This window comes from Selenomonas bovis DSM 23594, from assembly GCF_000381005.1.
Lineage (GTDB): Bacteria > Bacillota > Negativicutes > Selenomonadales > Selenomonadaceae > Selenomonas_C > Selenomonas_C bovis.
Genome location: NZ_KB908391.1, coordinates 24,510 through 46,721, shown reverse-complemented (window position 1 = coordinate 46,721; position 22,212 = coordinate 24,510). Strand labels below are relative to the sequence as shown.

At 56.9% G+C, this 22,212-nt stretch carries 11 protein-coding genes; 3 read left to right on the top strand and 8 right to left on the bottom strand.

Annotated features, from left to right (window positions below; translation table 11 throughout):
• Positions 1 to 12: 12 nt before the first annotated feature.
• Complete coding sequence (locus tag F599_RS0107455; RefSeq protein WP_019542902.1) at positions 13 to 2,037, bottom strand: DNA topoisomerase 3; 2,025 nt, start codon at positions 2,035 to 2,037, stop codon at positions 13 to 15.
• Positions 2,034 to 2,348: a hypothetical protein gene (locus F599_RS0107450; protein WP_019542901.1), complete on the bottom strand. Its 315-nt coding sequence runs from the start codon at positions 2,346 to 2,348 to the stop codon at positions 2,034 to 2,036. Before F599_RS0107450 ends, F599_RS0107455 begins: the two co-directional genes overlap by 4 nt.
• A gap of 395 nt (positions 2,349 to 2,743) precedes the next feature.
• Between F599_RS0107450 and F599_RS14860 the strand changes: the two genes are divergently transcribed.
• Positions 2,744 to 5,917, top strand: coding sequence for a MobA/MobL family protein (locus F599_RS14860; protein ID WP_081626355.1), 3,174 nt, complete (start codon positions 2,744 to 2,746; stop codon positions 5,915 to 5,917).
• A gap of 3 nt (positions 5,918 to 5,920) precedes the next feature.
• On the opposite strand, the gene F599_RS0107430 is transcribed toward F599_RS14860, so the two are convergent.
• The 3 genes from F599_RS0107430 to F599_RS15545 are packed head-to-tail and all read right to left on the bottom strand — an operon-like array spanning position 5,921 to position 14,992.
• Positions 5,921 to 8,428, bottom strand: coding sequence for a MuF-C-terminal domain-containing protein (locus tag F599_RS0107430; protein ID WP_019542897.1), 2,508 nt, complete (start codon positions 8,426 to 8,428; stop codon positions 5,921 to 5,923).
• 13 nt (positions 8,429 to 8,441) lie between these two features.
• Positions 8,442 to 14,303, bottom strand: coding sequence for an N-6 DNA methylase (locus F599_RS0107425; RefSeq protein ID WP_211209076.1), 5,862 nt, complete (start codon positions 14,301 to 14,303; stop codon positions 8,442 to 8,444).
• Positions 14,270 to 14,992, bottom strand: coding sequence for a TnpV protein (locus F599_RS15545; RefSeq protein ID WP_019542895.1), 723 nt, complete (start codon positions 14,990 to 14,992; stop codon positions 14,270 to 14,272). Before F599_RS15545 ends, F599_RS0107425 begins: the two co-directional genes overlap by 34 nt.
• Before the next feature lie 55 nt (positions 14,993 to 15,047).
• Between F599_RS15545 and F599_RS15750 the strand changes: the two genes are divergently transcribed.
• On the top strand, positions 15,048 to 15,353 hold the full coding sequence (locus F599_RS15750; protein ID WP_211209075.1) for a hypothetical protein: 306 nt from the start codon (positions 15,048 to 15,050) through the stop codon (positions 15,351 to 15,353).
• Between the two features lie 358 nt (positions 15,354 to 15,711).
• Here F599_RS15750 and F599_RS14855 read toward each other — a convergent pair whose 3' ends face one another.
• Entirely contained in the window at positions 15,712 to 18,522 is a 2,811-nt protein-coding gene (locus tag F599_RS14855) for a zincin-like metallopeptidase domain-containing protein (RefSeq protein ID WP_019542892.1), read from the bottom strand.
• A 239-nt stretch (positions 18,523 to 18,761) separates the two neighbouring features.
• Here F599_RS14855 and F599_RS0107405 point away from each other — a divergent pair, with 239 nt between their 5' ends.
• Positions 18,762 to 18,956 carry a hypothetical protein gene (locus tag F599_RS0107405; protein WP_019542891.1) on the top strand — a complete coding sequence of 65 codons (195 nt, stop codon included), beginning with the start codon at positions 18,762 to 18,764 and terminating at the stop codon, positions 18,954 to 18,956.
• Positions 18,957 to 19,375: 419 nt separating this feature from the next.
• On the opposite strand, the gene F599_RS14850 is transcribed toward F599_RS0107405, so the two are convergent.
• Complete coding sequence (locus F599_RS14850; RefSeq protein ID WP_019542890.1) at positions 19,376 to 20,257, bottom strand: hypothetical protein; 882 nt, start codon at positions 20,255 to 20,257, stop codon at positions 19,376 to 19,378.
• Positions 20,258 to 20,271: 14 nt separating this feature from the next.
• Positions 20,272 to 22,146, bottom strand: coding sequence for a peptidoglycan DD-metalloendopeptidase family protein (locus F599_RS14845; protein ID WP_019542889.1), 1,875 nt, complete (start codon positions 22,144 to 22,146; stop codon positions 20,272 to 20,274).
• Between the last annotated feature and the right edge of the window lie 66 nt (positions 22,147 to 22,212).

Genomic DNA, 22,212 nt, shown 5'->3' with positions numbered 1-22,212 from the left:
ATTTATCTCCTTTCAATCATTGAAAATCCATTCCTTCCCAGGCTTTCCCTTTTCATCTGCAAAGATCTTCTTACAGTCGGGATAGCCGCTGCAGCTCCAAAACCATGTTCCCTTCTTGCTCTTCCGCCTGCGAAGCGGCTTGTGACATGCCGGGCAGAGCGGCACATTCTTTGGTGGGGGAATCTTGGTATCCTTCGCCTTGCTTAGCAGCGCAGAAAGGAATTTTTCTTGCTGCTTTCCGAACTCCGCCAGCGACATTTCCCTGTTGCCGATTTTTTCGAGCGCGTTCTCCCATTGCGCTGTGAGATCTGGATAGATGAGCGTTTCTGGCAGAATACGGCAGATGGTTGACGCGATCTCGGTCGGAACAAAATATTTTCCTTTCTTCGCGATGAAGCCCGTCCGCTCAAGCTCCTCTATCATTCCTGCACGCGTCGCTTCCGTGCCGATGCCGGAACATTCCTTCAGCGTGCCCGCCAGGGATTGATCGAGCACATATTTATAGATTTCTTTCATCGCCTGAATGAGTGTCGCGCCCGTAAATCGAGACGGCGGTTTCGTCACGCCTTCGGTCAGCTTGCTTCCAGCACAAGTGAGAATATTGTTTTCCTTCATAAGAGGCAGTTTCTGTTTTTCGTCATCTCCCTGTGCTTCCGCTTCTTTTTCTTCCCCGCGGGCATCCGACTGGTAGATTACCCTCCAGCCTTCTTCTGAAATGACTTTTCCGTTCGCGACGAATACCAAGTCTTCGTCTCCGGCTTCAATATGCGTAGAAAGGAATTTCTGCGGCGGGTAGAATTGCGCGATATATGCTTTTACGATGATGGTGTAGAGTGCTATTTCTTCCGCCGATAGTTTTGAAAAATCCGGCTGCACAGTCGTCGGAATGATGGCATGATGAGCTGAAATCTTTTTATCGTTCCAAGCACGGCTGCGAATGTTCGGATCTGCTTTTCTCGCCAGTTCTGAAAATGGCGCATCCAGCTCGGAGAGATGAGCGAGGATAATCTGCGCATCGGCGAATTGATTTTCCGGGAGATATTCGCAGTCGGAGCGCGGATAAGTGGTCAACTTCTTTTCATAGAGTGCCTGTTGGACATCAAGGATCTTTTGCGGAGAGAATCCTGTCTTCTTGCCAGCCTCTACCTGCAGTGTAGAGAGTGAGAAGGGAAGCCTCTGCTTTGCCTCTCCTTCTTTTTGTTCCGCTTTTATAATATGAAGGTTTGATGCTCCAGCGACCGCAGCCAGAATTCTTTCAGCTGTCTGCCTGTCTACAACGCGCCCCTCTTCGTCTACGCCTTCACGATGGTCTGGTTTCCATTTTGCGACAAAGTCGCCATTCGCGTGATGGAATGTTACAAGCGGCGTGAAAAAATTCTTCGGCTTGAAGGTGCGGATCGCGATTTCCCTGCGCACGACCAGTCCCATGGTCGGCGTTTTCACACGACCGACGCGGATGGGAAGATCGTAGCCTGCATCCTGCGCAAGCATCGAATAAATGCGCGTGAGGTTCATGCCGATCAGCCAGTCGGCCCGCTGTCTTGCGAGCGCAGAATTTCGAAGTCCAGTAAAATCAGAATTGGGCCGTAGCCGTTTCAACTCCCCGCGAATAGATTTCACATCGAGTGCGTTCAGCAAGATGCGCTCGATTTTTTTCGTATTCAGTACGCCGATATAATTTAGAAGTTCATCGACGAGGAGCTGCCCTTCCCGATCAGGATCGCCAGCATTCACGATGACATCAGCCGATTTCGCGAGGCGTGAGACAATCTTGAATTGCTTGCTCGCCTCTTTCTTGACCTTGAGCTTCCACGCGGAGGGAATGATGGGAAGGTCTTCGATTTTCCACTTCTTATATTTTTCATCATATTCATCCGGTGAGAATTGCTCCAGGAGATGCCCGAAAAGCCATGTGACCGTGTCGTTGCCGACGTGAATGCAGCCGTCAGCTGAGACGCTGTGCTTTCCATCCAGATCGAGCCCCTGGGCGATCGCTCTTCCCATGCTCGGCTTCTCTGCAATGAAGAGACGATTCACATCATCGCCCCCTCATCCGGACGAGACGAATCCTCATCTTTCGTCGGATTCGTCTCATGATGAAGCGCAAGCAGCTCATCGAGTTCGGAAAAAGAACGGATGCCTTCGCTGCAAATCTTATCCCCAAACAGCGCTTTTTTCTTTTCCCGCAGGTTGTTCAATTTGTCTTTCATCCGTTTGACTTTTTCCTTCGTCTTTTCAAGACTCGCTTCCAATTTCCCTAGTGCATCTTCCGTTTCTAAAATTTTTGCATCAATGTCTTTCGACATTTCTTCAAAATTTTTCTTTTTCGATTTTTCATTTTCGCTCATTTTGCATTTTCCTTTCTCAACGATTTTCGCGAAGCGCTTTTTTCATCATTCTGAAAAAATTTTAACATGCGATTTCACGCCCACGCAATAGACGCGCACGTTGCAAATTTGCAACGTGACAGATTGGCTGAAATCCCATAAAATAAGGGTGTACGGGGGGCGAGGAGGTGCACTTAGGCGTTTCTCCCTTCGGGCAGAAACGCGTGCAGAGGCGGGCATTCGACAGATATGTGAAAATCAAAATTATCATCATTCTATAATCTTTGGTTTTGCCAGTCGCCTTCGCTCCTTGAACCCTTCGGGTTGATAGTTCGTGGATTGCAACTGCGCCGAAATTTCAAAAAAACGATGGAGTACGCTGCGCCAAAATTTCAATTTTTAGGAGGTGTGCCGACATGGCTTGCTACCATTTCAGGATCAAGACCGACAAGAAGCCTAACGGCATGCGCATTTCCTCCACTTCGCACGTCACATATGTGAACCGCGAGGGAAAGTTCCGGGACATCGATCAGCAGCAGGCACTCGGCGCGAAAAGTTGTTTCCGCCAGTATCTCTCTGGCGAGCATCCCATCATGGCGCTCCCTGAAAAGCCAATGCTTCTCTACGACTCCCCGTTCGGGAAAATCTCTCTCGACAAGATGGGCATCCATGTCAGTCAGTATGCTTCGACGGAGACAGTCGCCATAGCGCTCTCGACAGCGCAGAAAATCTTCGGCGACGAAGTAACGGTAAACGGCGGTGAGGAGTTTCAGCAGAAGCTGATTTTTGCGACGAACGCATTCGCGCTCGGCGCGCATTTCTCCAATATCGAAATGGAAATCAAGAGCGAAAGTGAAAAGAAGGAGCGTGAATCAAATGAGCGAGGAAAAGGAATCGCTGAAGGACTTGCTCGGCGTACTAGACGAGAGCGCGGAGGACGAAAGTCTGGATCTGTCGGAACCAGCGCCGGAAGCGGAGCTCGAAAGCGAGATCGAGCCGGAAACGGGAAACGAGATTTCCCAAAATCCATCGAGCTTGCCACAATGTCTATCGATGACGTTGCAAAACGTACCAAAGAAGCACTTGCCCCAGGACTTCATCTGCATGCACTGCCCGCAGGCCATGTGGCTGCTAAAAGGGGAAGACCTCGTCTGCTATTGCCGCGCGATGCAGGCACCAAGCTACTCGACGAGCGATCAAGACGGGATCCCCGTCTTGATCTGCGACGGTCCGTTTCTCCAGGACGGCGCGACGCTGTAAACCAGGCGTCGGATGCCATCCTGAAAATCTTGCAGAAAAACGAAACCGGCGATTTTGCTTTTTCGCATCTCCAGTACATCAACCGCGAAGCGATTTATGAAATGCGCGGCGGCTGCGTGATGACCGGAAACCATTTGCCGAAATGGGCCGAAGGTTCTGCGCTGCGTTTCTTTCACGCAGCAGACCGATTTGAGCGCGCCAACGGTGAACGCTATAAGGAGATTGTTTTCTCTCTTCCGAACGAGCTGCCGATAGAAAAGAGCCGGGAGATTCTCGATCGCTTTCTCGAAAAACATCTGAAGGACTATTATTACGCTTGGGCGATCCACGAAAAAGTCGGCTCAATGTCGCTCGGCGAGCGGCATCCGCATGTCCATATCATGTTCTCGACGCGCGAGCTTGACGATCTGGAGCGGCGGCAGGAACGCAATCCTGAGATGTTCTTCAAGCGCGTAAATAAAAAATATCCGGAACGCGGCGGCTGCGAAAAATCGGAAAAATGGCGTGGGAAAAACCGCGCAGAATATCTTTTCCGCATGCGGCAGGATTACGCTGCAATTCAGAACGAAGTCCTTGAAAAGCACGGCGTCCCCTCGCGCGTCGATGCGCTCTCCCTCGAAGTGCAGAAGATGAACGCGGAGCTGCGGGGCGACTTTGTGCTGGCGAAAATTCTCGACCGCGTTGCCGAGCGCCACACCGATCCTATCTCCATCGCGCGCGATGATGATGTCGTGCGCCAGCAGAAGGAGCTCCGCGCCTTCAATGACAAGCGGCTTGATGCCATCATCAAGCGCGAGCTCGACGCGGATGAGAAGAAGGAGCAAGCGGCTGCCGATCTGCGCGAAAGCGCCTACGCAAAATATGATGCCGCCATGCAGGAATCTTTCGCGCATCTTGATGAAGCCGCGCAGAAGGAGCTTGCAGCGCAGCGGGAAAAACTGAAAGCGGTGTATGACACAGCCCGTGCACTCGAAAGCAGCGTAGTCTGGGGACATGCTGCTTATGAGGAAGCGCGTCTTGAATATCTGGATGAAGATGGGCGCGAGGCATGGACGCGGGCGATGGATCTGCGCCGCGATCTCAGCGAGCAAAAAAGATTCTGGGATGAGCTTTTCCAGAAAGAAATCGACAGTGATGACATCGATGAACTCGTTGCCCGCGACGAGCTGGATGAAGCGGTACAGGAACGCCTACGCATTCTCGAAGCGGAACACAAGGCCGCCGAGGAAAAACTCCAGCCCTATCTCGCGAAGCTTTCCTCGCGTGACACACACAAAGAAATCCAGCACCGCATCCACGAATTGCTCTTCAACAACGAACTGGAGAAGCAACGCTATCTCAAATCTCTCCGTTCCCTCGATGCGATGGCGAAGGCGTACAAGCGCACCCTCGACGAGGCGCACGCCCGCCGCTTCGACGGGGCGCTTCCGCTCAGCGCGATGAAGGACGATCTTGCTATGACACTCGCCGAGGCCAGCCACCTCCTCGGCATCGCGCGACACTACCAGTATCTCGCCATCGAGCGGAAACAGAAGGAGCTTATGCAGGCGAAAAAAGCCGTGTATAGCTACGACCGCATCATCAAAATCGCGGAGAACATCTACGAGCACGGCGGCGTAAAACGCCTCCGCGAGCAGGAAGCAAAATACAGAAAACAGGAAACTTATTTCCAAAACGACAACAAGAAATTCAGCGAACAAGTACAAGCGTTCCACGCAAGACACGCCGAAGACACCGAAACCTACCACAATGAAAAAAGCGCCCTGCTCGCTGAACGTAAAAGGCTCGACGAGAGAGCGCGCAAATTGGAAACCTGGAAAAGAGAGCTCGATGCCACGCGGGCAGCTATCGAGAAGCGGCGGGATACGCCGGAGGCAGAAGCAAAGATCCAACGCATCGCGCTCGGCATCATGAAGAAAAACCGTCCTGCCGTAGAAAATCTCCAGCGCGTATCCGCGAAACTGCGCGCGCTGGAGGAAGAGCATGAGCGCCTCATACACGAGGACGAGGTCGTCACAGCCGTCATGGCGAAAAAAGGAGACATCGTACATCGAAGTGCGTCTCTCCCGCATGCGGATGCACGCGGAAAAGGCGGCGGATATGGCGATGCTGCGTCACATCCCGCGGGGCAGGCGGAAAGCGGCGGACATGGCGGCGCTCCTGCGCGCTCACGCATCGAACACGCCCGTGCAGTTGCAAGAGACCTCGACATGCAGCATGGCGCACTCATCGCCAGCGACAAAAAAGACAACACGCTCGAAGAGGATTGGCGTCTCATATCCCGCCTTGATCAAGAAGACATCGAAGAAGAAGAATCTCATGGAAGATAAACATCATCTGATGACGGCTTCCTCCCTGACACCACTTTCCCTTCCGGCCATCTCTTTTTTCGCCTCTCTTGCGATCTTTTCCGCCTGGCCGTCTCTCGCGAGCTCCTTCTGAAACGGAGAATGGCACGAGAGCGTCGCCCTGATCGTATATTCTCCCATCCCTGCCGCTGCCATCCGGCGGGCGACACAACGATCGACTTCGATCGTGGGCGTGCCGCCTGCCTTCTGACATTCATCTTTCCATGCCTCGCGGTAAAAGTCTTCCGCCAACTGGTGGGAACGGGCCGCGTCAATGGCAGCAGCTGTCTCACGGTGCAGCTTCTCCGCGCCCTTTTCAAAGAGGAACTGCGCTTGCATCAGGAAACGATTTACCGCATCATCGTTTTTCTCGATGATGCTTTTTTCTACCTTGACCGGCAGGAACTTGAACGCATAATACAGCTCCTTCACCCCTTCTCTGCCAGCTTTGAGGCATGCAGAAGCGACCTCCCGCCGCACGCGGGCTGACTGCTTTCGGTTTGCACGTACCTCATCCAGGAAACGGTTCATCGCGCTGACAGTACTGGAAAACTGCTCCTTTACGCCGATCTGATACGCGGCGCTTTCCTCGATGGCCGCCTTACTCTGTTCGAGGAACTCCAGCTGCTCATCCAGCTGATCCTCGCGCTGCTCGATGCGCTCCGTGCTTTGCCTGAGATAAGCGGTGCCCCGCTCAAGGCCTGCGATAGATTCTTTTACGGCTTTTTCCGCAGCCTCGCTTTCCCTGCCTGCTGCATCGGCGATGTCCGCGGCGGCGAGGATATTACGGATATTCTCCTCCTGCAGCGAGGCGAAGCGATCCCAGGCCTCCTGATCCGGCCCGCAGTATTCCTGCTCCGTTCGTTCAAGCGCCTCCATGGCGTCCCGCAGCGTCTCCGCCGCGCTCTGGAGACGCCGGTTCGCCGCTTCTGGCAGACTGGTTCCCGCTGCATCTAGGACATCCTGCAGCTCTTCATAGCATGACGCGGCCATTTGTTCATTCTTCATTTCCGTCTTCCTTTCCTTTTTCCTCTCTGATGATGTGGAAACCATCCGAGCCATGACCTTCTCCACTGCAGGAGAGGGGCGACCTCCCTTGCCGCGGAATGCTGCATACGCATTTCTGAAAATACACTTTGCCCTGTCAAATACGCCTTGCAAGGCACTCGTAGGAGCTTTTCCCTTCTCCAGGTAGCCTTCAAATCCTCGCGCGAATCGTTCTTCCCGCCATTCGGCGCGGAGCTCTCGCTCCAAAACAGCATCCCCACTCTTTATCGCCGCACGAATTGCCTCATCGCGCTCGAAAAACTCCTTTCCCCATGCCGTTCCCCCGTATTCCTCAGCCTGTCCTGGCCGCCACTCAGCCCATTCCTCCACGACTTTCAAATCCTTCTTCGCTGTCTCATCCAGCGCAGAGGCCCTTCTCAAATCGTCATACAGTATATGCGCAGTTTCGTGCAGAAAGGTCGTTTCGTCCGCGCCTTCAAAGAGGTTCATGATGCGCTTTCCGCTTGCAAGAAATTCTGTCCGTCCTTCAAACCATTTTTTGTCTTCTTCCGGCGAATGATATTCAAGCTGATAGCGCGTGGGATGCTCTTTTTTAATCCGTTCAAGGTCTTCTTCGGTCTTTACTTTTTTCATGTCTTCTGATAGAATGAGCGTAGATAAAGCGTTAAGTGTTTCAGATGACGCGAGAGACGAGTTCTCGTGGGTTCTGAACCATTTGACGCTTTTCTTTTTATTCAAATAAAGGACATCTCCCGCCTCAATACGTCTTTGAAACCATCGCATAGACGGCGTATCATCGATAGAGCTATTTGTTTTCCCAAATGCCGTGTTGATGATATTTGCTTTTGCTTTACTTGGATTGTACGATTTTTCAAATTCGATTACTGAAACGATGCTCGCTCCATTTCGATCAACGAGTTCAATGGCAAATACATAACTATTCGGTTTATTCCCTCGAATCAACATCAACGGATCTACCAATGTTTCTGGGAGTTGACGCAACAAATCCAGACTCATCCCCCTATGCTCCAATGAATGAGCAAAGAAACTGCCAAAAACATACAATTCTTCAAGCGGTGCGCCCAATGTCTGCAACACAAGGGGTATTTTCATCACAGGAAATAAATCACCATTTCGATGAGCTTTCCATTCCTTTTTGTCTGCCGCCGCATATTCGTCAATCGTCCGGTTCCAACGGCGAACTACCTTTTCAAGGTCTTCGAGCTCCACATCTCCTGCCGTTTTATTGGCAACGACATTGACGGTTTCGAGATAGTCCTCCGCACTCTGCTTCCTGCCTGCTGCTGTTTCTGCCTCGCTCCAGGCTTTCGCATGGCTGGCGAGGATCGCCGCGCCGACGCTCGCGGAGTTTTTAACTGCCTCGTTTCCTTCCGAAAGCGTGGCTTCGATGGCCGTGAAAACCCGCATGCCATCCTCGCCGAGGCTCTTTCTGAGTACGTCCCTTTCTTCCTGATCCATATCCATCAATGTCACTCCCTCATCTTGTCATGGCAGCTTCGTCACTGGTCGCTGCCGCCTGCTGGCTGCAGGGTTCCGGCGCTTCGTTCGCCCGGTATCCGTTCACGGCTTTTTCTGATGCCGTCTCAATTTTCGCATTGATCTCCATCAGGCGCTTCTGCACTTCTTTCAGGCGCAGTTCTCCATCGAAGGGCTCCTTGATCTTTTCCTTAGCCGAAGACATGTTGCGTTCGATGGGCGCGCGGTCTTCCTTCAGCTGGACGATTTTCTTCTCAATGGACGTCTTCACATGATCCAGGGCATGAATGGTCGTGAGTTCCTTTCCCGGCTGGGCGAAAGCGACGCGGTGAAAGATAGTGCCGCAAAGGCTGAGGAATGGCTCCTTTGTCTTGTCGTCGATGCGGACGAAGAGTTTCATACCTCGGTATTCGCCCCGAATCTTGCTGGCGCTCTGCCGTCCGCCTTTGGCGGCTTCATGCAGCACCCTTGCCGCTTCCAGCGGGTCCTGGTAGACAGTATCGCCGATTTTCATGCGGAAAATCTCGCCGCCAAGCTCGTTTTTCTCCGTGTTCTCGTCGATGAGCATCTTATCGTGCATGAGGCCGGAAATCCGCGCGTCGATGGAGCGGAGTTCCTTGGGTCCCGTGATCTCGGCGAGTTCCTTGAGCCGCTGCTTCGTCGTCTCGTAGCCTGCCTTGGCGATCTGGAGACGGGCGAGCTCGTTTTCAAGCTCCATCTTGTCCTTGAAGAGCGGATTGTCTGTCGAGATAGCCTTGAGGTCGGCGAAGGAGAGCGTGACCTCGTCCATGTCGCTGATCGTGCGCGCCGTCGTGTTGCCGGAAATCATCTGCGCAATGACGCGCTGCTTGACTTCGAGCGTCTGCCACATATAAGCGTCGAAGGTCCCCTGGGTGACATAGCGGTAGATGTTCACGCTCTTGTTCTCGTTGCCGGGACGGATGGCGCGGCCCATCCGCTGCTCGAGATCTGCCGGACGCCAGGGAACGGAGAGATCGTGCTGCGCGACGATTTTCGTCTGGACGTTCGTGCCGACGCCGAGGCTGTCCGTCGAGCCGAGCAGAATGCGGATTTTCCCTTCGCGCATGGGCGCAAAGATTTTCTCTTCCAGCTGATCCTTCTTCGTCTCCTGGACGACGGCGATTTCCTCCGGCTTCACGCCCGCGGCGATCAGCTTGGTGCGCAGGTCGTCATAGACGTTGAACGCGCCCTTTTTCGCGGCGTCGCTGGTCGAGATAGAGGTGTCGCAGAAGATGATCTGCGTCCCTCTTGTCGCTGCGGAGGCTTCATATTCGCGTACAACGTTTTTCACACAACGATTCACCTTGCTGTCCGGCAGGTCAGCGGCAGACGGTGTCTCGATTCTCGGGTCGAGCGAGAGCGCGCGGCCTTCCCGCGTGATGATGAGCATGCTGTCGTCCGTCACGACGCCGTCCTTCCTGATGACGGTGTCTGGCTTCCCCTTGCGGATGCTTTCGCCGCGCTCGAAGAGCTCGTTGATTTTCTCCTTCTGGAAGCTGGAGGCCGGTGCCTCGTCGATCTTGATGTTCGCCTCCGGCACATGGCGGCCAGGAAGCTGCTCCGGCGTCCGGACATCGGCAAAGAGACGGAACTGTGTTGAAAGCTCCGGCGTGTTCTTGAACGTGCGCAGACGCTCTTTCGTCTGGAATCCTTTGCCCTCAGGGCGCAGCTCCGGCTCGGAGAGGATTTCGCCGAAGTTCGCACACCAGGCGTCAAAGTGGGAGATGCCCGCGTTCTGGAGCACATCCGGCGTGAGATAGCGCTGGAGGGTATAAAGCTCCGACATCGAGTTCGCGATCGGCGTGCCCGTCGCGAAAATCAACCCGCGGCCGCCGGTTTTCTCGTTGAGATATTTCGTCTTCATGAGGAGATCCCAGCATTTTTCCGAGTGATCGCTGCTACCGATGTTGCCCACATTCGTATGGCTTGTCTCAATGGGCAGGTTCTTATAGTAATGCGCCTCATCGATGACGAGCTTGTCGATGCCGAGCCTGTCGAACGGGATCGCGCCCGCAATTCCCTTCTTCTGATTCACTTTTTCGATGTACTGGAGCTTGTCCTTCAGTCGCGAGATGCGCTTTTGCAGCTGCTTGATCGTGAAGTTCTTTTTCGGGTTCTCCGTCACGGCGACGAGTTCGCTGTACCTGTCGTCGAGCTTGTCGATTTCCTGCTGCAGGTAGCCTGCCTCTGTCTCAGGAGAGAGCTTGAGCCGCTGGAAGGTCGAATAGGGCAGGATCACGCAGTCGAGATTCTGCGTGGCGATCTTTGCTGAGAGCCGCTTGATGCCCTCTGTTCCCGCGACCTCGTTCTTCGTCGGTGCGTAGATGCGGCGCGTCGCGCGCGGATAGAGCTCCCGGAACGCCTCTGCTGTCTGCTGCACGAGGTGGGCAGGCACCACCATCATGGCCTTCTTGGAGAGACCCATGCGCTTCGATTCCATGATGGAGGCGATCATCTCATACGTCTTGCCCGCGCCGACGCAATGCGCGAAGAGCGTATTCCCACCGAAAAGGTGATGCGCGATAGCATCTTTCTGGTGCGGATGGAGCGTGATGGTATTGGCCATGTCGGGGAACTGGAGATTCGCACCGTCGTACTGGCGCAGGCGGATGTTGTTGAACTGCTTGTTATAAACGTCCTCGACTTCCTGCGCCCGCTTGACGTCCTTAAGCAGCCAGGTGCGGAAAGCGGCCTCGATGGCGTCCTGTTTCGCCTGCGCGGCGATCGAGAGCTCCGCATCGCGGCGGCCATCCACGACGACCTGTGTCTTTTTCTGGTTGAGGCAGTCATTCAGAAGTTCGATGCAGCCTTTTTCCGTCGTGGAGAACATCTGCATGCCAGGTGTCTGCCACTTTGTCCCCCGTGCGCCGTACTCGCGGACGAAGGAATTGGACGGTTCGATCCTCCAGGTGCTCGTCTCGGGCACATATGTGACCTTGAGCGTGTCCTCGTCTCGGTAGGTGCGCGAATTCCAATATGTCTTGTCAATTTCGAGCGCTTCGCAGATGAAGTCCTCGACATATTCCCGCTTGAGCCAGGGCGAGCCGATGGAAAAGGCGATCTCGCCGACGGGGATGTGCTCCGGCTTCACGGTCTCAAGTGCCTCGCGGTTTTTCTTCGCGCGGGCGATCTGCTGCTCCTTTGCCTTGATTTCCTCCCGCGCTTCCTCAGGAAGCAGCTCGTAGTGATGCGCAAGCGACTCTGGCGTCTCGACGTTCTGGAGCGTCGAGACCATCTCAGGATCGTCAAAGCGGCGGCCTTCCAGCTGCTCTGCCACCTTGCTGCCGCTGAGAAGGAAATCGCCGACCGCATCCAGCCAGACGAGCTTATCATGAATGGAGATGCCGTCTCTCGCAGCTAAGTTGTTCTGCACGCTGCGAACCACCAAAGCCGCACTATGATCCATCCCGGGCTGATTCATGACGCAGGCGGCATACCCTGCGGCAACCTTGGAGATGAAGTCATCCGTACCGGCGTCGATGCCGTGGGCAGATCTCCAGTATTCCGGATCTCTCTTGAAGCATTCCAGCATGAACCTCTGATCGCCGAAGAGCTTCTGCGCGGTGTCCGCTTCGTTTTCCGTAAACATTCTTTCATAACCCTCGTATGGATACGGCACTCTCCTGGCAGCCGCAACGAAATAGCCCGCGACGACGGGACGCAGCTCCGGCTGCTTCTCAAAATCCACATTCCTGATGACAAGCGCCATCATTTCACGGGTACTCAGGAAGGGATTCTCTGAAAAGTCAAGGCGCCCTTCCCGTTCATAACGGGAGGGAAAGGAAAAGCCCAGTCCGGATTCCAGGAAAAGCCGCGCGGGCAGCCTACCACTGCGCTCCATGTGCGAGATGATGAAATGAAGCTGCCGCTCGAGGCGGGACGGCGTCTCGGAAAGCTCCGGCATAGTGCTTTCCGATGAGGTGCGCAGCAGGACGGCACCGCCGCTGAGCTTTCTGTCGCAGATGTCGCGGATTTCCTTTTCGGCAGTTTCGATGATGTTACCCTGACGGGCGATCTTGGCGTAGATGTCTCCGGAAAGGAACTCGCTCGCCTCGATGTATTTGTGGGATGCCTCGTCGAAGTAAATATGCGTATACTCGAGGTCGCGGATGAGATCTCCCTCTTTCTGGCCTGTCAGCTGCTCCATGTAACGGAGGTCGATCTCGCCTTTCTGCTGGATAGATATGACGAGAGCGTCCGCTGCGGTATCGGCATGATCTGGAATCTGCACGCCTTGGATCGTACGCTCCGTGAAAACGTCCGAGAGGCGTTCAAATTCCTTCCGGCGGTTGTAGACCTCAAGGCTCGTGAGAAAGGGATAGCTCGTGTCCTCCGCGAAGAGGCGCAGGAGCAGCCGGTCCTTCTGGATGCGTCCGTATTGTTCGAGGTGCGCGTCGTAACACGCGCGGAATTTCTTCTGCAGGGCCCGCAGGTCTTCATTGGATACGCCTTTCGCCTGCGCGTCGAGAACCTTGAGCCCCGCATCGCGGAGATTGATGGCGGAAAGCACGCGCGCCTTCTCTTCTTCTGTAAGTTCCGGCTCTCTCGTCTCGCCCATGACGTCGGTGTAGACGAGCGAGCCGCTCTCGATGGAATAACCAATGTCGTGCGGCTGCTCCTCCTCCCGCTGCACCGGCGGCGGCAGCGGCGACGCAGGCGGCGTGTAATAGTCTGCGCGCGGAATCCGCGCGAATGCCTCCCGGATGGCGTCGGCAAGCGCCTTGTCCGGATGGCGCTCGACGTAAAGCTCCGGCCCGAACTTACCGCTCCGTTCCCTGAGTGTGCCGAGGATGTCCTCCTCGTTCTGCTGGAAGTAGCGGTTGATGGTGTGGCGCTCCTTGAACGCGCTGTCGGGGTAGCTCTGGATTTCCCGCCATCCTGCAGGGGCGAGCCGCTCCCTGACTGCTGCATCCTCGAATACGCGCCCGTCTTTCCTGCGGAAGATGAGAAGGTCCGTCGCCGCCTCGGTTCCCGCACTCGCGAACGTATCGCCTGGAAGACGGATGGCCGCAAGGAGCTCGCCCTTCTCCGCCAGGCGATCGCGAACAGCCGTGCTGCCCTTGTCCATGGTGCCCGTGGCGGTGATGGCGGCGACGATGCCGCCGGGGCGCACCTCGTCGAGCATCTTGAGCAGGAAATAATCGTGCGGCTTCAAGCCTTGTCCCTCGTATTTTTCATCGCCGAAGATGGGATTCACGCCGAAGGGGACGTTGCCGATGGCGAGGTCGAAGCTGCCGTCAGCAAAGCGGGAACGCTGGAGGGACTGCGCGAAAATCTCCACGTCCGGATGCGCCGCGCGCGCAATCCGCGCGGTGAGCGTATCCATCTCAATACCGACGATATGGCTTTCTTTCCTCATCGCCTCCGGCATCGCGTCAAAGAAGCGTCCCGAGCCGCACGACGGCTCCAGGATATTGCCGCTTGCAAAGCCCAGGGACGCCACACCTTCGACGATGGCCGCCGTGACATCGTGCGGCGTATAGAAGGCATCGAGGATGGAGGCGCGGGCAGAGGCGTATTCCTCATGCGTGAGAAAATGGCGCAGCGCCCGGTACTCGTCCTGCCAGGCGGTATTTCGCGGGTCGAAGGCCTCCGGCATGCCGCCGAACCCGCTGTAACTCTTCAAGAGGCGCGCCTCGAGTTCGTCCGGCCCGCGACCGTCCTCCTCCAGGCGCTTCATGACGCGGATCGCGGCGAGATTCCGCGCGAAGACGGAGCGTTTCCCCTTCACCGTGGAGAGATCTGCCGCGTAGTCGATGTCCTTCAAAGAAAAAGCGGCGTAGGGACTGCCGTCTTCCCCTCCTGCTGTCACCGCGTGATGTTTGCTATCATCTCCTCCCACGTCTGCTGCTGGATGCTCCTGCGAAGATTCATCGCCTCCAGGAAGCTCCGCGTCTTCTGCGGTACTTCCCGTTCCACCCGCAGCTCCATAATCCGGAGGAAGTTCTTCGCTGTCTCTCGCTGGATAGCTAAAAGGTGCGGCGCCGCCTTCCCGCTCTTCACGAGATCGATCCAGAGCGCCGGGCGTTCCTCCCGCAACCATGCCCGCCGGATCGCTGCCCAGTTGCCCACGATCTTCGGCTGCTCCTCCATCTTCTCCGCGCGGAGCCGCAGGGCTTCCAGTTTCATCGCTACCGCCTCCTGCCGCTCCGCTTCCTGCCGCGCTTCCTCCGCGCGCAGCTCGTACTCCCAGTCGCTCACCACGCGCGCGCAGGCCTTCTCCACGGTCTTCGCCCGTTCCCGCAACCGCTGCGCTTCCTCGATCTGTTCCCGCGAAAGGCTTGGCCTCTCCTGCATCCGCTGATGACTCGAGATGGCCTCGATCTTCTGTCCGAGATGGTGCAACAGACGGCAGAGACGGCTCAGCTGACGGATCTTCAGGGAAAGCCCGTCCTCGCTGACTGCCTTCGTCCGGTAGCGCCTCGACAGGTACTCCGTCCAGGCCGCGAGCGTCGGCAGCTCCGGCATCGCCTCCACGGTCTCCCATGTCATCTGCTCCTCGTCCTCCAGCATTTCTTTCATGGTCTCCATGATCTTTTGCCTCCGTTTCCTGCTGCGCTCTATTGTCTTCCTGGGTTTCCTGCCTGTGATGGTTCCTCGCGATGCTCGCGACCGGGTCGAGGATCTTGACTGCGACACGCCGCGTAGCTTCGAGGAGCGCACTGCCCTCGGTGCGCGCATACGGCGCGATGAGCAGAGGGAGCAGGGCTTTCTTTCCTGCTTCCTCCTCCAGGCCCATGCGCGTAAGCGAGAGATAGGCGGCACCTGCGGCGACGAGCTGCTTATTTTCAACATCATCCTGTCTTGCCGTTTCCTCGCGACAGAGTCGTACGATGTAGTCCGCCGTCTGCTCTCCTTCCCGCCGCGCTGTGCCGTTCACCTCGGTCAGTGAGGCGCCGTCCCGTGCCTCGCGGTACGCCCATACGAGCGGACGAACCTGTTCTTCGTGCTCTGTCTGCGTGATGTCGTAGACCTGCGCGATCTCACCGGACGTCTGGAGGACATCGATGCCCTCCGCGCCCGGCTTCACCGGCGACCGGAGCTTTTCCCAGATGGCCGCCGGAGCGTATGCCCTCCCGTCGGCAGGCGCGTGGAAATAAAGGCGCACCTGTGTCCCGACCGGCTGCTTGTAGTGATCCGCCATGCTGGCGAGAAAATCACGGTAGCGCTCTTTATTGGCACTGACCGCGCTGAAAAAGCGCTCCTGCTCCGCTAAAATCTCTTCCCGTTTCATCTTTGCTTCCCTCCTGTCAGCGGCTGCGGCCTTCTTCTGCTTCCTGTTCTGGCCGCGCTTCCGGCTGCGCGTCACCCGCGCGCTTCCCGTCCTTGTATGCCCGGTACGCCGCGTCGACATCCTGCCGCTTGGCGGCGTCGATGACGCAGAGCTCGCCATACTGCTTGTCCTGCGAGATGACGGAGTACGGGCTGTTTTCCTGGATCGCATGTTCCGCCAGTCTCATGTAGTAAAGCATGCCGTCCTCTCCTGCCTGCAGGCCTTTGCTGATGGCGTCATCCTGATGGAATTTCCCCGCGAACGCGTTCATGAGGAACGAGGCGGCAAATTCCTCGTCGAGCTTCTTCCACCCCTTCTCATCCGCCGGGGTGTAGATGGAGAGCCCTTCCTGGCGTGTCCTTTCGCGATAGTCTTCCGCATAGAGGCGCTGCATGGCGAGCGCCGCGCCTTCCTTCTCGCTGTCCGTCGGCTGAAATACGCCGGGATGCACGGCGAGAGTCGCGTCGCTCTGCGCGCCAATGTAGCTGCTTTCGCGGAATTTCTGCCGATAGACGGCATACGATTCTTCGTTGATGTTCTTCTTTGCCTCCTCGATGAGCGCCTTGACCGTCTCACTCGTCAGCGGCGCCATCGCGTAGTCGTTGCCGTAGGGATGCAGCTCGACACGCGAGAAGCCGGTCTTGTCGAGGTTCCAGAGCTGCCCATCGACCTCGATGATGTCGCCCTCGCGCAGCGGACGCGGTATGCTGCCCTCGCTCGTCACCTTGTCGACCGCCTTCGCGCAGATGACCTGGGAAGAGCTGTCCGTGCGGACGAAGTTCCCCTCGTAGGTCTTCTCGTAATCCTGTTCGAATAAGCGCGGCGCATCCGTCTGCGGCGCGCCGCCTTCCTTCCGCTGATAAATCTCGAGATGGACGGATTTGTTCGCGAAATAGGTGTAATCCGGCGTGAGCTCGTACTTCGCGGCCACTGATGCGGGAAGCTGCTTCGCGTAGTATACGGCTTCCCCGTCGGGATTCAGCGCGTCCGCAGGATGCGGATCGATGGTCACGAGATGTTCCGCCGGAATCGCGCCGGGCCCTGCCGGACGTTTCGTGAGATAGCGGTAGAACCGCGCCGTCTCTTTGGCGGCGTCCTCATCCGGAAGCGTCTCAAGGGATGGATCGTCTACGGCTGTCAGCCGCTCCTTGTCATAGGCCATGATTTCCTCCTGCTTCGTCTCAGCAACGCCCTCCGGCGCCTCGACGAGGGCCGCGTCCTTTTCCCGGAAGCGCTCCGGTATGAAGCTCTTGACGAAATCCGCGATTTTCTTCGCGTCATTCGATGCCTTGAAGATCTCCATCTTGTCATCCTTGAGCGCCTTGATCCAGCTGCCGATATAGGCCGCGTGGTTCGTCGGGTTCATCGGCAGACCGAGATCGACGGCGAGGAACGTCGAGGCGAGCTCTGCGCGGAGCTCTTCTTTCGCGTAGGATTCCTTGTCGCTCTGCATCGAAGCCAGAGGCCGATCGAGGCGCGTCTCGTGTCCAGTCCAATGGCCGAGCTCATGCAGGGCCGTCGCGTAATACTGGTTGATGTCCGGAAAGGCCTCCTTCGGCGGCAGATGGATGGTGTCGCTTGACGGCGCATAGCAGGGATACTCATGGAGACGCGGGACATCGTGGATGATCTTCGCACCGCTCGCCTTGAGGATGGACTCGCAGATCTCGCTCTGCTCCTCATGCGTATATCCCTTGTGCTTCGGCTCCCAAGGGATGAGCGGATGGTCGGTGTATTTGATCCTGCCCTCCTCATCGCGGACGAGGTTGCCGTCCTTGTCGCGCTCGTACTCGCGGCGGATGCAGTCGGACGCATGGTAGACGCTCGTATTTTTGTTCGCGAAATACTGATCCTCCTCCGGGAGCGGGTTGCCGTATTTGTCCGTGTCTACCTTCCAGGTCGAGATGATGCCGATGCTGCGTGTTCCTTCCTTGACGCGGTACTCCCATTCAAATTCCGGCTTGTAGTCCTTCCCCTGCGCCTTCCACATCGCCACCTTAGCCTGATGGATCTTGTTCTGGTGCTTGAGTGTCCCCATGGTGAAGAAGCGCGGATCGTCCGTGCCGCGTTCCTCCATGAGCATGGAGAGGTAGAGCCTGTTCCACCTCGTATAGGGTCGGTTGTTCTTCCCGTTGAGCGGCGTGCTGACGAGCAGCCCCGCCGTCTTTTCGTCCCAGGCCTTCTGCCACGGCATGCTGCCGCTTTCGAGCATAGAGATGATTTTATCCGTCGTTTCCTTGTAGACGTCGCGTTTCTTGTAGCCCTTTTTTCCTTTGCGATACGGTCTCACCTGCTCGTCAGCCGCATCCGAGGATGCCTTTCCTTCAGCAGCCGCTTCTGCTGTCTCCCGTGATGATCTCTCGTTCTCAGCTGCAGGTATCTCCCTTGCGAGCGTCTCTTCCCCAGGCGCTGCCGCCTGTGCGGGCGCGCTTTCCTGCCTGGCGGACGGGACGGACGCCGTCCTTTCAGCTTCCTTCGCTGCTTCCTCCCGCGGGGCGCCGAGCCAGTACGCACCTGTCCCGATGGCGCGGGAGACTTCTTTGTGCAGGTGGTATTCCTTCCCCTCCCCGTCCTTCCATACTTCCGGCATGATGGTCTTGGCGCCCGTCAGGTCGCAGGGCTGGATAGTGAAGATGAACTGGTTCGTCTTCGTCACCTCGCCCGCCTTGATCTTCTCGAAAAGCGTCGGATCGGCGACAGGCAGCCCCTCGTCATTGCCCTCGTAATAGATTCTGATCTCGCTTCCTTCCGGCGGCTGCAGCGCCTGCCGCTCCTGGTGATTGTCCATGGGCTCCTCCTTTGCCGTCTGACGTGCGCGCGGCGTTTGCCGCCTGGCGCGCGCAATATGTCTTATCTTTTCTCATTGTAAAGGACTGCAAAATTGAAAAACTGCGGACTTTTGCACGAAGATTAATTTTTCTGCTACGTTTATAATTTTTATGCGCTGCCCATCTTGCTTTTTCATGAGCAATCGGCTATGCTGAAATCAAGTCGGAATCATAAGAATAGCAGCAGGAGGGACGGAATATGACAGAACGCGAAGCTATGACACAGGTGCATACGGATGAGGCTCCGTTCATCGCGGGAGAAATCCTGACGCAGAAGGAGGCGGAGGAGGAATTCGGCACGGACTGGAATCCGCCGTATTGCTGGCCGGGCGCGCTGCGTCCGAGCGAAGAGGAAGAGCACGAGTGGCTGAAAAAGCTCGGCCTCATGGATTGAACAAAAAAATACGAGCTTCCGAGGATTTCGGAAGCTCGTATTTTTTTGCGGCGAAGAAAGATTGTGCAGCAGGGAAAATCATGGTATCATTCTCTTGTTGCCACCCCCAGACAGGCAAAGGAAGGGGGAATGCCGATGAAGATTGTCTCTATGTTTTTGCTCTCTGTCTTGGCGAGTGTAGTTGCCTACTACATTTGCAAATGGCTCGACAGTTGAGTACAAAAGGCAACGGGCCTAAGGTTTAAGCCACCTTTCCAAAACGGAATAGAAAAAGCCGTGAGTTCGCACCTCACGGCTTTTTTGCTGCCCCGATGAAGCAGTCTCTATGTTTTGCCTATGCCTAGTATACCACGCAGCCTGCCGAAATACAACAACAGCAGCAGAACTTCAGCTGTACATCCCACCAGGAGGCAGCCGCTTCATTCAAACGGCACCAGGCCCCTGGCCGGTTCACGCGTATAGTCGTAGCTCTTCTTGAGCTCTTCGCTGTAAGGGTCGACGAAGTTCAGCTCCATGCGCTCATACTCCTTCTCGTGCTCGATTTCCTCGTCGAGCACGACGGCCTGCTTGTCGCGCTCCATCTGCGTCTGCGCCGCCTGTACGGCGGAGAGGTTCCCCTCGCCGGATGCCTGGAGCGCTTTCAGCTGCGCGATGATTTCCCGCAGCTCCTGCTCGCCCTGGGCATTGGCTGCAGCCTCTACGAGACGTCTGACGGCGGCGCGCGTCTCGTCGTTTCCCGCGATGCTGAGCTGCGCGACGTTTGCGTAGCCCTCTGCCGCCGAGGAGATGATGCTCCGCTGCATGACGAGGTTGCGCGGGGTGTCGGCTGCCGCCTGGGATTCGCGGAAGGTATGGAAATACGGCGATCCCTCGAAGCTGCTTTCGCGGATGGTCTCGTAGAGGACGGGGATGCGCTCGCCGTTCCTGCCGATGACTTCCCCGTTCTGCCGTTTCACTTGCGCGTCGAGGGACTGATGGTTCGTGATCTCGATGCCGAGATCGGCGAGCACGGTCGACAGGATGTTCCGGAAGTCGTCCCCGAACAGAACGGACTTGATGACGCGCGTGATGTCGATGACGTTTCCTCCCTGCTTGCCAAGGTCGTGATAGAAATAATGTCCGGGATCGTTCGTATCGGCCCACGAGATGCTCGTCTGGCTCCAGTAGTTCGCCGGATCATGCGGCGCCCAGTGATGCTTCGCCTCGCCGATCCCGATGCCGCCTGAGAGCGCGGCTGCCGTCGCGGCGACGGCGAAGAGCGACGCGAACGCGATGCCTTGTTTCTTCCTGGTGAGTTTCATGATGATTCCTCCTTTCAGCCGCGGCTGAAGATGCCCTGCTCGTAGTAGAGCCGGAAGCCGGGACTGCCGAATTGATCGAGCACGAGCCTCGAGATGCGGTCTGCCATATACATGAAGAGCAGGACGATTAGCAGCACCTGCAGCATGAGGCCGATGTTCGCCGCTTTCTGCACGGTTCCTCGCACCATGCCCTTGCCGATTTCCGTCGTGCCGAAAATCTTGGCGACGTAGTCCACTGTCTCCGCTACGCCTGAGTAATCATAGCCCCTGTTGGCCAGCCCGGCGCCTCCCATGTTGTAGGCCGCGAACATGAGATCCCAGGATTTCTTGTCGTCGGGGAGCGCGTCATAGAGGCTGCGGTCGTACTGCGCAGCGGCCTCCAGCGCCTCCGCTGGATTGAAGGGATCGATGCCGAAGGAGGCCGCTGTATCCGGCATGAACTGCGCGATGCCCTGCGCGCCTGCAGAGGAGACGGCGTTCGGATCCCAGCCGCTCTCCGCCTGTATCTGCGCGCAGAAGAGATCCTCGGGGATGCCGTAGTGGCGCGCCGCCTCCCGCGCCATGGCGACGTAGTCCTCCGGTCCCGTGATGTCCGCGCCGGTCGAGGCGCCCGCGCGCGTAGCCGGTGTCGAGGAATAGACCGCGGTATTCGAGACGAGCGCCGGGACGGTGAAGGAGGCCATGGTCATCTGCAGCGCCGCAGCGAAGAAACAGAAGAACATGAGGTTGATGGAACAGGCGATCACACCGTTGACGCCATTGGCGGCGAAATGCCGCACATAGCGGAGCCCTGAGAGCGGGAACGAGGTGAAGCTGAACAGCACAGACGCGTAAAAAGAAATGTACGCGAGCGCGATATGGTAGCCGATGATCAAAAAGAGAATGAACAGCACTGCCGCGATGACGAGGCAGACGAGATCGAGGATGCTGCCGAAGAACATATCGAAGATGCTGCCGCGTGCCATCAGCGTGGAGTTGACGATGGGCGCGACGATGCTCATGCCCTTCTGCACGATCTGCGTCGGGTCAGAGACGGCGGTGTTCGCCGCACTCACATCACCGCCGATCATCCCGCCAAGGACGGGGAAACCGTGCAGGGAGAGATTGCCGATGAAGGTCTTCCAGTTGTAGAGGAAGACGAGGCAGAAGCCGTAGAAGAAGCAGCGGCGGATGAGCCAGGGAACGAGGCCCTCCTTATCCTCACTTGTCGGGGAAAGCACCTTGCCCATCGCGCCGACAGCGATGTCGATGAGGCAGAGGACGAAAAACAATCCCGCGACATAGTCCTGGAGCGCCTTGAGCCCCTTCGTGATGAGCTCTACCACGCCGTCAAGGATTTCCTTGATGGGATTGGCGAAGTCGTTGAGCAGCTCCCATTTCACGAAGCGTCCCTCCGGTGAGCTCGGCCCGTAGCCCGAGACGTAGGCGCCGAGGTCCGGGACCATCGTGGCCGGGTCGATGGCATTGCCGAACGGGTCGCGAATTTCGAAGTGGAGGTGGACGCCCGTGCCAATGCCTGTATTCCCCTGCCAGCCGATGGTCTCGCCCGCTGCGACTGACTGTCCCACAGTGACGCCGATCTCGTTCAGGTGCGCGTAGCGTGTCTCGTAGCCGTCCGGATGGCGGATGTAGATGACGTTGCCGTAGCCATCGGCCCAGCCAGCATATTCCACGATGCCGCCAGCAGAGGCATTGACGGGATCGTTGAGCTCGCCCGCGATATCGATGCCCTTGTGGAAGCTTGACGCGCCTTCCGTCGGCCGCTCCCGCGGGCCGAACGGCGACGTGACGACGCCCGTCGTCGGATTGATGAAGCTCTCCGCCAGCGCCTGGACAGGGATCAGGAAAAGCAGCAGGAAAAGCAGCAAAATGCGTTTCCTCGGCATCATATCATCCGCTCCTTCCCTAGGGAATCCGCGCGTGCAATCAACATCATCTCAGAATCCTTTCTCGAC

What these genes read in the sequence shown, in the direction of transcription:
- F599_RS0107450 (WP_019542901.1), bottom strand. Translation starts at nt 2,348, where the DNA reads ATGAGCGAAAATGAAAAATCGAAAAAGAAAAATTTTGAAGAAATGTCG.
- F599_RS14860 (WP_081626355.1), top strand. Translation starts at nt 2,744, where the DNA reads ATGGCTTGCTACCATTTCAGGATCAAGACCGACAAGAAGCCTAACGGC.
- F599_RS0107430 (WP_019542897.1), bottom strand. Translation starts at nt 8,428, where the DNA reads ATGGATATGGATCAGGAAGAAAGGGACGTACTCAGAAAGAGCCTCGGC.
- F599_RS15545 (WP_019542895.1), bottom strand. Translation starts at nt 14,992, where the DNA reads ATGGAGACCATGAAAGAAATGCTGGAGGACGAGGAGCAGATGACATGG.
- F599_RS14855 (WP_019542892.1), bottom strand. Translation starts at nt 18,522, where the DNA reads ATGGACAATCACCAGGAGCGGCAGGCGCTGCAGCCGCCGGAAGGAAGC.
- F599_RS0107405 (WP_019542891.1), top strand. Translation starts at nt 18,762, where the DNA reads ATGACAGAACGCGAAGCTATGACACAGGTGCATACGGATGAGGCTCCG.
- F599_RS14850 (WP_019542890.1), bottom strand. Translation starts at nt 20,257, where the DNA reads ATGAAACTCACCAGGAAGAAACAAGGCATCGCGTTCGCGTCGCTCTTC.
- F599_RS14845 (WP_019542889.1), bottom strand. Translation starts at nt 22,146, where the DNA reads ATGATGCCGAGGAAACGCATTTTGCTGCTTTTCCTGCTGCTTTTCCTG.